Genomic DNA, 10,460 nt, shown 5'->3' with positions numbered 1-10,460 from the left:
AACCCTTATATAGAAAGGCATTTAGCGATTTTTGTCAATTGTTTTTTATCTAGAGCGAACTAATCAATTAAGTCTCTTGCCAGATAAGGATTTAGTCGATTTATGCCCCCCTATCGAACCATACCAAGTAACGAAGAACCTTTTAATTTAATTATAACCAGCTACTTAGAAACCCAACATTATTGACGACATTGGTGTGGTTGGGTTTCGCTCAAGCGTCACTAATATTTGACAGACAAAAGTTATTATTGCTCAACCCAACCTACTACTTAAGTCACTTGTCTTGGCAAAATTAAAGTCTATCCCGTGTTTTTCGATATCGATGTTGTTCTTTCGATCATCTCACTCAAACTGGATTTTTTGTACTTCACCGCCGAACAATTTTTAAAAATTCCCTTGGTGTAACGATCTCTGTTTTCCCATAGCGTTGCAGTATAAGCAAATCATTGTCACCAGTAATGAGATAGCGTGCTTCCCCACTGGTTGCCAGATTTAGGAATTTATTATCGTCTCGATCTCGGCAAATTTCAGTGTGGTCAGTAGGTCTAATCAGCAGCGAAATTTCCAAAATTCTTACTAGCAGTTGTCGGCGCTGCTCCAGTGTAATGTACCTCTCGAACTTTGGGAGAAGAAGTTTTGTGACCAACTCGCCTATGGTTGCGGGACTTTGCAGAATAATAAAGTTATTAATCGCGTATTCTACAGCCAAAGCTGGTGTTGTCGTACTGCTTAAGGCGAAGCTTATAAAGACGTTCGTATCGATAACTATGGGTTCACGATTCATCTACTAAAAGCTCTTCCAACTTCTCATCAGTCAATCCCTGACTCTTGGCATAAGCACGAATTTCATTCACCACTTCCATCAAGGCTTGGGTGGTTTCCTCCTGTTCGTTTCCCGTCATCTCATGATTCTCGATGGTGAAATCGACACACGCATGAGCAGACAAACCTAACTGCTCGATCGCTGTGGGGATTTCGCTAATTTTAACGTTTCGGATCGTTGCTTTCATATTTTCAAAGTAGCACAAATACAAATTGAATTATTATTCTTCAGCTTGTAGGTTGGGTTGAGCGATTTAATCCTTAGGAGAAAACTGCTCAATTCAATGGTTTGAGCGAAACCCAACATTCTTGACGATATTGGTGTGGTTGGGTTTCGCTTAAGCGTCGCTAATAGTAGTATCCTAACATCGGCAACAAATAAACCTCCGCAAACCATCTGTAACCATTGCTGGCGAACAGAATTTCGTTGGACGATCAGTAATGTGGTCAAAACAGTTATCGTAGGGCGTTGACATATTTTTCCCTCCGAATCATATATCATCTTAACCGTTCAGAGGGCGTTTATCAAGCCGCCATTAGTTTTGTAATGGGGATTTATGTCCCGCTCCAAAAACTTTTCGTCTTAAGGCGAGGTTTTAGACCCGATTTTTTCGATAAAAGCAGACCACGGGGGAATTTTTCACAGCACTAAAGCTCTGGAAGAATTATCACTTTAAGCGGTGACATTTTCTGTTTCTACTGGTTGAATTTCCGGCATTTCTACTTTAATTAAACTCACTCTAGCACGATAAAGTAGTTTTTCCCCATGACGATAGCCCCGATAACGCACTAGAACGGGTGTACCGATTGCTGCTTGACCATCGATCAATTGATGGATTTGCGGATCATAACTCACATGATCACCGACACTGTCAATTGGTTGCACTCCCCAGCGCTCCAGTAACTGCATAATCGGTTTAACTAGGGAGAGGATTTTGACGGCTGCTAGGTCGGGATTTTTGCGGGCAACGGCCTCGGCCGTGGGCCATTGAACTAACCAAGATTCGATCGCTTCGATGCTTTGACGTTGAAATTCTGCGGCTAATTCGTCTTTTTGCTTGTCTAATTTTTGCTGTAAATTTTGATACTCTTGTTCGAGAATTTTTGATTCCCCTGAACGATCCTCTGTCCCCATCGTCGGGATTTGAAAATGAGCGAGGAGATCGCTAACTGGCAGCTGCAGCGCATTAGCTAATTTCACCAAAGATTCAGAGGATAATTTGGCGATTAAACCATGGCGAACTCTCTGCAATTGCCAAGAAGATAGACCCGATAACCGACTCAATTCTTCCAGATTTTTACAGCCAATTTCTGCCATTAACTGCTCTAATTTTTGCCGATGATATTTATATAAGGACTCATTCATGGGACTTCTCAGCTTAAGCGATGTGTTTAGCTAAAACGGATTTAGGGGCGCGACGAACTCGACAGAGAATTGTTTCTTTACCGAGACGCTGATGAGCGGCAAAGCGATGGCAACCGGAAAAACCGTAGTAGTTACCATCCACCTCCAAAACATCGATCGGTTCTCGTAATCCCTCCTCAGCGATCGATTGCATCAACTGATTAACTTTTTCGGGATCGGTTTGTCGCGGTAAAGGACGACGAATTTGGGACAGAGGAATGTTTTTAATTTCCATACTGTCTTTACTATAGCACATTTAGGCTAAACTGAAGATAAGTTGACTCGGTTGCTGATGCAGTGGTCTGTCTCGGTGCTGGCAGTTTTCTTGACACAGACAAGATTTTATCACCCAATCCTCTCCTTTTCTGACTATGACTATTCCTCCTATCAATGAAAAAATTATCCGGCAAAATAGCACCAATGCTTCCTATCAGCGCGGTCAATATTATTACGATAGCGGTGCAGTTATTTCTCTTTGGCAACGGGGGCAAAATCTGCAAGCTTTAGTGAATGGTAGTGAGGTTAAACCCTATCGAGTTGCCATGGATTTTAACCAAGATAATCTTGAGAATGTCTCCTGTTCCTGTCCCTACGATTACGAGGGTTGGTGTAAGCATATTGTGGCGGTTTTATTAACCTGTTCTCGTCAACCAGAATTAATTATTAAAAAAGCCTCCCTAGAGGAGTTATTGACACCAATCGATGAAAGTAAATTAAGAAAATTACTTAATCATTTAGTGGCTAAACACCCAGAAATTATCGAGACAATTGATAAGTTTTTATTGCCAGCTACCCCAGTTAATAAAGCGGGAGGGAAGATAACTATTAATGTCAAAGCTTATCGTAATACTGTCCGTAATGAACTGCGGCAATCCCTGCGAGCGATCGAAGAAGATTACTACGAAGAAGATCCAATTTCTAATGAAATTTATGCCCTAGTGGATGAGTCCCAAGATTATTATCAAAAGGGAGAACCGGATAATGCGATCGCTATTTTAGAAGCAATTATTAGCGCCTGTATCGAGGAATGGGATAATTTAGAAGATTACGGTGCTGTCAATGATGATTTAAGTGCCAGAATCGATCGAGTTTTAACTGGGGCAATTTTAAGTAAAGAATTTAATCCCCAAGAAAAGCAAGATTTAAGGGAAAAAATGGAGCAATGGCAGCATGAATGGAGTGCCGATTTTGAGATGAGTTTAGCAGCCTTACAACAGGGATGGGACGATCCAGTTTTAGAGAAGATTTTACGGGGAGAATCGGCTAATTTTTCAGAAATGTGGTCAGATAATATCCCCAATTATGCCCAAACATTGACTTCTATTCGCTTAGAAATTTTCGAGCAACAGGAAAAAGATCAGGAGTATTTGAATCTAGCTTTAGCTTCAGGACAAGCGGTAGAATACCTAACTAAGTTAGTCTATCTCGATCGCATTGAGGAAGCGATGGCGGCGGCTAAAAATATGATAACTAAAAACGATGAAGCTTTCTTTTTTGCCAAAGCTTTACGCGATGAATCCGCACCAGAATCCGCCCTAATAATTGCCAGGGGTGGTCTAAATTTCCCAGGGAATTATTATTATCAATTAGCTCTCTGGACAAGTGAACTAGCGCAATCTTTAGGGGATATAGATACAGCTTTGGCTGCTAGAATTAAGGCATTTCAAGACCAACCTTCCTTTTCCCATTACCAAAAAATTGAGTCTTTAGCGGGGGAAGATTGGCCCGATTTAAAATTAGACTTGTTAGATTACTTGCGCGAGTTTAGCGGTGGACGTTCCACAGAGGCTAAAATTGATATATTTCTCCACGAAAATTTAGTTAGAGATGCAATTAAAGTCGTTTCTGATAATTCCTATGTGCAGTCTCACCTAATTTGGCGGATAATGGATGCGGCTGCTACCGTCGATCCTAACTGGGTGATCGATCGCGCACGTCCTCCTGCGGAAAAGATACTCGACGAAAAAAAGGCTGATCGCTACGAAGAAGCGATTAAATGGCTAAAAAAAGCTCGTAATGCCTTTTATATGTCGGGAAGACGGGAAGAATGGCAAACTTATCGAGAAAATTTAATTAAGGAACACGGACGCAAATCGAAATTTATGGGGTTATTTAAATATCAGGATTTACAATAATTTAAGCTTCTAGCCGTCAGTTATCGGCTAAAACCGGGCTGTTTTTAGCTTGTGGCGCAGGAATTGTCCTAATCTTAAGTCTGTGATATTTCGACGCAAAGTAGAGTATAATGGAAGATTGGTCTAAACTTATCTCCAGACTACTTATACTGAATATTCATTGTCAAAAAATATGACTGAAACTATTCGCTTTTTGATGTGTTCTCCCGATCATTACGATGTGGATTATGTGATTAATCCTTGGATGGAGGGCAACATTCACAAATCTTCCCAGGAAAAAGCTAGGCAACAATGGCAGCAGCTTTATCATATTCTCAAAGATCGGGCGCTTGTGGATTTAGTCCCACCAGAAAAAGGCTGGCCCGACATGGTTTTTACCGCTAATGCAGGTTTAGTTCTGGAAAAAATAGTCGTTCTCAGTCGCTTTTTACACAAAGAAAGACAGGGAGAAGAACCCTATTTTAAGCAGTGGTTTGAAGATAACGGTTTTACGGTTCACGAACTGCCCAAAGATTTACCCTTTGAAGGTGCAGGAGACGCACTATTAGATCGGGAAGGACGTTGGTTATGGGCAGGATATGGCTTCAGAACTGAGTTAGATTCCCACCCTTTAATCGCTAAATGGCTTGATATCGAGGTTTTATCCCTACGTTTAATCGATGAACGTTTTTATCACCTTGATACCTGTTTTTGTCCCCTTAGTGGCGGTTATCTCCTCTACTATCCCGATGCTTTTGATGCCTATTCTAATCGGTTAATTGAGTTAAAAATTCCCGAAGAAAAACGCATTATAGTTGAAGAAGCCGATGCGGTTAACTTTGCTTGTAATGCTGTGAATATCGGTGAAGTAATCGTCATGAATAAAATTAGTGACGATTTACAATATAAGTTAGTGTCAAAAGGGTTTGAAGTGGTACAAACTCCCCTAACGGAGTTCTTAAAAGCAGGAGGTGCGGCCAAATGTTTAACCCTGCGTACCACTGAACCCTTAATTCCAGACCATCACGCTAATGTCACCATTGAAAGTCGCATTCTCCAGCTAGAAGGTCATCTGCTCGACGCGGGAATTATGAATAAAGCTCTCGATGTTGTGGTAGGAAATGGCGGCAGCTTCAAAGTTTTAAACTTCACCTTAGGGATTGAGCGCCAAAGTACCTCCTCGGCCGAAGTGCGCGTTTCTGCACCCTCTCACGAGGTAATGGAGGAGATCATGGTACAATTGATCGACCTCGGTGCGGCCGCTCGTCCCCAAGAAATCTGTGATGTCAATACCGCAGTGGTGGCACAAGATGGGGTCGCTCCCGATGATTTTTATGTCAGCACCATTTATCCCACGGAAGTGCGGGTTAACTGTGAATGGGTGCGGGTGGAAAATCAACGCATGGATGCAGCCATCGTCGTCACTGAAAGTCCAGAAGGCAAAACGGCGAAATGTACTCTCCTGCGGGATTTAAAAGCTGGCGATCGCGTCATGGTGGGAGTTGAGGGCATCCGTACTATCCGACAGGCGGAATCCAGGGAACAACGCAACAGCACTCAGGAATTTACCTTTATGGGTGCGGGGGTTTCCAGCGAGCGCCGAGTCGAGTTAACCGTGGAGCAGATTGCCTGGGAAATGCGTAAAATTCGCGACCAGGGCGGTAAAGTGGCAGTAACGGCAGGTCCGGTGGTCATTCACACTGGAGGAGCGCAACATCTCTCCCGTTTAATCCGCGATGGTTACGTTCACGCTTTACTGGGGGGAAATGCGATCGCAGTTCACGACATGGAACAGGCGATCATGGGTACTTCTTTAGGGGTAGATATGCAGAAAGGCATCCCCGTGCGCGGTGGCCATCGTCACCACCTCAAGATTATCAACCTCATCCGTCGCCACGGCAGCATCGCCAAAGCTGTATCGGCCGGGGTATTGACAAAAGGTGTAATGTATGAATGCGTCAAGAATAATGTCCCCTTCAGTCTAGCTGGTTCAATTCGCGATGATGGTCCGCTTCCGGATACGGAGATGGATTTAATTAAAGCACAGGAAGAATATTCCCGCTTAATTCAAGGTGCAGACATGATTCTCATGCTCTCTAGTATGCTCCATTCCATCGGTGTGGGCAATATGACACCGGCGGGGGTGAAAATGGTCTGTGTTGATATTAACCCGGCCGTGGTGACAAAATTAAGCGATCGAGGTTCCGTAGAATCCGTGGGTATCGTCACCGATGTGGGTTTATTCCTGAGTCTGTTAACCCAACAGTTGGATAAGTTAACCCGTCCCTTGGTAGAAACGGTTTAAAACCAATACTCTAAAACATACAACTTATGAGCTTTGGGGGTATTTAAACCCCCTTTTTTGGTTTCTGTAGTTAACCCCTATCTCTATAGGTGAGTTAGCAATAGGTAACTAGAATAATAAAGGAGAACCATTGCCGAAAAACGAGAACGTTATGCCAGAAGAAACTATTTGGATTATCACCGCAGAAGATACCCCCGTCACCGTCGATAAAGATGCGAAAGGAAACGACACCTATCGCAATCCCTGGGACACGAAGAAAATTATCACCGAAGCTGCGACTCGCGGCGTAAAAGTGAGCATAGAGAAGCTAGAGACAGAACTTTCCCATTTTCTCCAGCTTATCGGCAAAGTCTTCAATCAAGCACAGAAACAGGTCAACCAACAAACCGGTTTTAAACTCGATGAAGTAGAGCTTTGCGTAGAGATTACCGGAGAAGGTGAAGTAAAATTGTTAGGGACGGGGATTAAGACCGGCACCAAAGGCGGATTAACCCTAAAATTCAAGCGAGACGAGAAAAACACACCGACCGCAGACTAATGGCCAACTGGGGATTATTTATCGGGATAAATAAATACAAACGCTTGAAACCGCTCAAATATGCCAAGCAGGACGCGGTAGAGATGGCGCGTTATTGTCGTGACGAAATTAATTTTGACGAAGTTTTCCTGTTTACCGATGATTCTGACCCAATAACCGCGCCGAATGGTTCCAAACAGGAGAGGAAACCGACGTACACAAATCTAATGGCTTTCCTGCAAGACTTTTTCGAGTCGCAACGCTTAGAAACCGGCGATAATTTCTGGTTTTTCTTCAGTGGTCACGGATTACGCCATCAGGGACAGGATTATCTCGTTCCCAGCGAGGGACACCCGACCTTAATCGAACAGACGACCATTTCCCTCAATTACGTTACCCAACGTTTACGGAGATGCGGTGCAGATAATATCATTCTCTTTCTCGATACCTGTCGCAACGAGAACGATTTTAGCAATAAATCCGTAGGCTGGCAAAAGCAACAGGGAGTGATAACCATCGCTTCCTGTAGTCCGACGGAGGAATCCTACGAAATTCCCGAACTACAACAGGGTTCCTTTACCTATTCACTTCTAGAGGCTTTACGAATCCAAGGGGAAAATAACTGCGCTACGGTAGAAAGACTCTGTAATCGTCTCCGCGAAAGGATTCCCGAAATCAACCGACAATACAACAAACCCCCGCAGACTCCCCACTCCACCGTCGAACCAAACTACAAGAATCATCTGATTCTGTTACCGAAACAGGCAAAGACTCCCGATATAGAGTTATTGCGAGTGGAAGCTTTAGAGTTGGAAGTGGAGGGAAAGCTAGAGGAAGCGCGACAGTTGATGAGACGAGTTCTGGCTTTGGATACAACCAGACCTAAATACTGGCAAGATTACGACAGAATTAATCGAAAATTAACACAACAACCCGTCCCACCGTCCCCTAAAACGGAACCGATAAATGGCGAGTCGGCGAAAACGATAACAGAAACCCCGAAACCCGCAGCACCGCCAGAAATCGAACTAAAAAGCGAGAAAGGAATCGATTACAGGAAGCTACGGGATTTACTGGAACAACAGCAATGGAAGCAAGCGGACGAGGAAACAAGAGTCGTGATGCTACAGGTAGCCAATCGCAGGTCAGAAGGATGGCTACGGGTAGAAGATATCGATAATTTCTCCTGCGAGGATTTGCGAACCATTGACCAATTATGGGTTAAATATAGTAGCGGTCGTTTTGGTTTTTCCGTGCAGGCGAAAATCTACCGCGAACTCGGTGGGACGCGGGAGTATAATGAAAGAGTTTGGAACGCTTTCGGAGATAGGGTAGGCTGGCGAGTGAATAATAGCTGGATATACAGGGGAAGGGATGTTACTTTTGACCTAAAAGCACCCCATGGACACCTCCCGGTGGGTGGGGAGTGGGGTTGGGTTGCTATGGTGTGTGGTTTGGGTTTGTGGTGGGGGAGAGGGTGGTGTAGGGTTTCTCTTCTCTCGCGTCGAGACTTGTAAAACGATAACAGAAACCCCGAAACCCGCAGCACTGGAAGAAATCGAACTAAAAAGTGCCAAAGGAATCGATTATCGGAACTTAGAAGATTTATTAAGACGGCAGCAATGGAAAGAAGCGGACGAAGAAACCATGAAGGTAATGCTACAGGCTGCCAATCGCACAAAAGAAGGATGGCTAGTATCAATCAATAATTTTCCCTGCGAGGATTTGCGAACCATTGACCAATTATGGGTTAAATATAGTGGCGGTCGCTTTGGTTTTTCCGTGCAGGCGAAAATCTACCGCGAACTCGGTGGGACGCGGTATTGGAATGAAAGAGTTTGGAACGCTTTCGGAGATAGAGTAGGCTGGCGAGTGAATAATATCTGGATATACTACAAAGATGTTACTTTTGACCTAAAAGCACCCCTAGGACACCTCCCGGTTGGGGGTGGGGGTTGGTGGTGGAGGTTTTGGGTTGGTGGTGGTAGGTGTTGGGTATTCTTCTCTCGCGTCGAGACTTGTAAAATGTAACATATAAAGGTTACAGCCAATTTTTAAGAATTGTATCGGAGGGAAAACCAAATGCTAGAAATTAACAAAAGCTATGTATTAGACAAAGATCAAAAGCCGATTGCCGTTCAAATTCCCATTGCTGAATTTGAAAAAATCGAAGAAATCCTAGAGGATTACGGACTGGGAAAACTCATCGAAGAAGTTGAAAATGATCAAATCCTAGACAAAGAAAAAGCCTTACAATATTTAGAATCGCTTAAAAACAAAAATGTGGAAGGTTGAATATAACAAGAGATTTTTAAAAGAATTAACCTCCTTGCCAAAAGACATACAATCTCGCGTTGAGTTGATCGTATTTTCCGAGTTAGAAACTGACAATCCTTTTGAATTAGGCTATCTCGATAAAATGAAAGGACATAAAGATAAATATAAAATTAGAGTTGCAGATTATAGGATTGGACTGACTGTTGATAAACCCAATCAAACCATCATCTGTCAACGAGTCGCACATCGTAGAGAAATTTACAAAACTTTTCCTTGATAGAAAGATACCGCTATCTTTATCTGTCAATTGCTTTCTGATCATTTTAATCGATGAACAGGGGAATTGGAACTTTGAATTATGAAAAAATCACCTTCGGAAATGACTAACGCAGAACTCCGTCAGTATCTTTCGGAACATCGAAACGAAGAAGCTATTTTTAGTGAAGCACTAGAAGTATTATTAAGCCGAAAAAAAGACGGGTTTAAATATCCCGCACCTCAAACGATGTCCTATAAAGAAATAGCAACGATTTTCAAGGAAAAATTAAATCAAATAATTGAGGAATAGAAATCGTGCGTTATGCGATTATTATCGAAAAAGCTGAAAATAACTATTCCGCTTATGTTCCCGATTTACCCGGTTGTGTTACTACCGGTAAAACCCTAGAGGAAATCACAGAAAATATGAAAGAAGCAATTCAATTTCATCTGGATGGTTTACAAGAGCAAGGGCTGCCAATTCCCCAACCAGCCACCTATTGCCAGTATATCGAAGCGTAACCGATCACCTGCATCCTGTCTGCAACTTTTATCTGTTAAGTAGCTGGTTATAATTAAATTAAAAATGGATTTTAGGTTCGATCCCCCCTGCCCCCCTTGATAAGGGTAGGGCTGTTTCATTCTCCCATCAGAATATCAAAAGTAAAAGCGATCACTGTCAGGTAAAATGAGAAGTGAACGCGAACTTTTGAAAGATATGTTGAGCTTAATAGAAAAACTAAAACAAGTCAAGGACTTTCG

General features: G+C 42.9%; 13 protein-coding genes. 9 read left to right on the top strand and 4 right to left on the bottom strand.

The genetic code is table 11. From position 1 onward, the window contains the following. Positions 1–367 precede the first annotated feature (367 nt). The 4 genes from O9332_RS13415 to O9332_RS13400 all read right to left on the bottom strand — a co-directional run bounded on the left by O9332_RS13415 (position 368) and on the right by O9332_RS13400 (position 2,483). Positions 368–784, bottom strand: coding sequence for a putative toxin-antitoxin system toxin component, PIN family (locus O9332_RS13415; protein ID WP_012266738.1), 417 nt, complete (start codon positions 782–784; stop codon positions 368–370). Next, positions 774–1,010 (bottom strand): hypothetical protein, encoded by a 237-nt coding sequence (locus O9332_RS13410; RefSeq protein ID WP_002799399.1) that lies wholly within the window; start codon positions 1,008–1,010, stop codon positions 774–776. The genes O9332_RS13415 and O9332_RS13410 overlap by 11 nt, the downstream gene beginning before the upstream one ends. A gap of 485 nt (positions 1,011–1,495) precedes the next feature. Continuing rightward, positions 1,496–2,188 (bottom strand): helix-turn-helix domain-containing protein, encoded by a 693-nt coding sequence (locus O9332_RS13405; protein WP_002763412.1) that lies wholly within the window; start codon positions 2,186–2,188, stop codon positions 1,496–1,498. Between the two features lie 13 nt (positions 2,189–2,201). Then, entirely contained in the window at positions 2,202–2,483 is a 282-nt protein-coding gene (locus O9332_RS13400) for a ParB N-terminal domain-containing protein (protein ID WP_041804185.1), read from the bottom strand. 115 nt (positions 2,484–2,598) lie between these two features. Here O9332_RS13400 and O9332_RS13395 point away from each other — a divergent pair, with 115 nt between their 5' ends. The 9 genes from O9332_RS13395 to O9332_RS13355 all read left to right on the top strand — a co-directional run bounded on the left by O9332_RS13395 (position 2,599) and on the right by O9332_RS13355 (position 10,220). After that, on the top strand, positions 2,599–4,362 hold the full coding sequence (locus O9332_RS13395) for an SWIM zinc finger family protein (protein WP_288025975.1): 1,764 nt from the start codon (positions 2,599–2,601) through the stop codon (positions 4,360–4,362). Between the two features lie 172 nt (positions 4,363–4,534). Then, positions 4,535–6,646 (top strand): bifunctional arginine dihydrolase/ornithine cyclodeaminase, encoded by a 2,112-nt coding sequence (argZ, locus tag O9332_RS13390; RefSeq protein WP_288025973.1) that lies wholly within the window; start codon positions 4,535–4,537, stop codon positions 6,644–6,646. Positions 6,647–6,797: 151 nt separating this feature from the next. Beyond that, positions 6,798–7,184: a Pepco domain-containing protein gene (locus tag O9332_RS13385; protein WP_353853430.1), complete on the top strand. Its 387-nt coding sequence runs from the start codon at positions 6,798–6,800 to the stop codon at positions 7,182–7,184. Next, positions 7,184–8,680, top strand: coding sequence for a GUN4 domain-containing protein (locus O9332_RS13380; protein ID WP_288025969.1), 1,497 nt, complete (start codon positions 7,184–7,186; stop codon positions 8,678–8,680). Before O9332_RS13385 ends, O9332_RS13380 begins: the two co-directional genes overlap by 1 nt. Beyond that, positions 8,613–9,194 carry a GUN4 domain-containing protein gene (locus O9332_RS13375; protein WP_288025967.1) on the top strand — a complete coding sequence of 194 codons (582 nt, stop codon included), beginning with the start codon at positions 8,613–8,615 and terminating at the stop codon, positions 9,192–9,194. Before O9332_RS13380 ends, O9332_RS13375 begins: the two co-directional genes overlap by 68 nt. Before the next feature lie 51 nt (positions 9,195–9,245). Further along, entirely contained in the window at positions 9,246–9,458 is a 213-nt protein-coding gene (locus O9332_RS13370; RefSeq protein WP_002763396.1) for a RelB antitoxin-like protein, read from the top strand. Then, the gene (locus tag O9332_RS13365) at positions 9,445–9,717 is read left to right on the top strand and encodes a type II toxin-antitoxin system RelE family toxin (RefSeq protein WP_288025964.1); all 273 of its coding nucleotides are present in this window, start codon (positions 9,445–9,447) and stop codon (positions 9,715–9,717) included. The genes O9332_RS13370 and O9332_RS13365 overlap by 14 nt, the downstream gene beginning before the upstream one ends. An 81-nt stretch (positions 9,718–9,798) precedes the next feature. After that, positions 9,799–10,008 (top strand): DUF6887 family protein, encoded by a 210-nt coding sequence (locus O9332_RS13360; protein WP_288025962.1) that lies wholly within the window; start codon positions 9,799–9,801, stop codon positions 10,006–10,008. A gap of 5 nt (positions 10,009–10,013) precedes the next feature. Continuing rightward, positions 10,014–10,220: a type II toxin-antitoxin system HicB family antitoxin gene (locus O9332_RS13355; protein ID WP_012267433.1), complete on the top strand. Its 207-nt coding sequence runs from the start codon at positions 10,014–10,016 to the stop codon at positions 10,218–10,220. The last annotated feature ends 240 nt before the right edge of the window (positions 10,221–10,460 follow it).

The sequence above is a fragment of the Microcystis sp. LE19-10.1B genome (genome assembly GCF_027530565.1).
GTDB lineage: Bacteria > Cyanobacteriota > Cyanobacteriia > Cyanobacteriales > Microcystaceae > Microcystis > Microcystis aeruginosa.
Note: the sequence above shows the minus strand (reverse complement) of the source record. Positions and strands in the feature narration are given on the sequence as shown.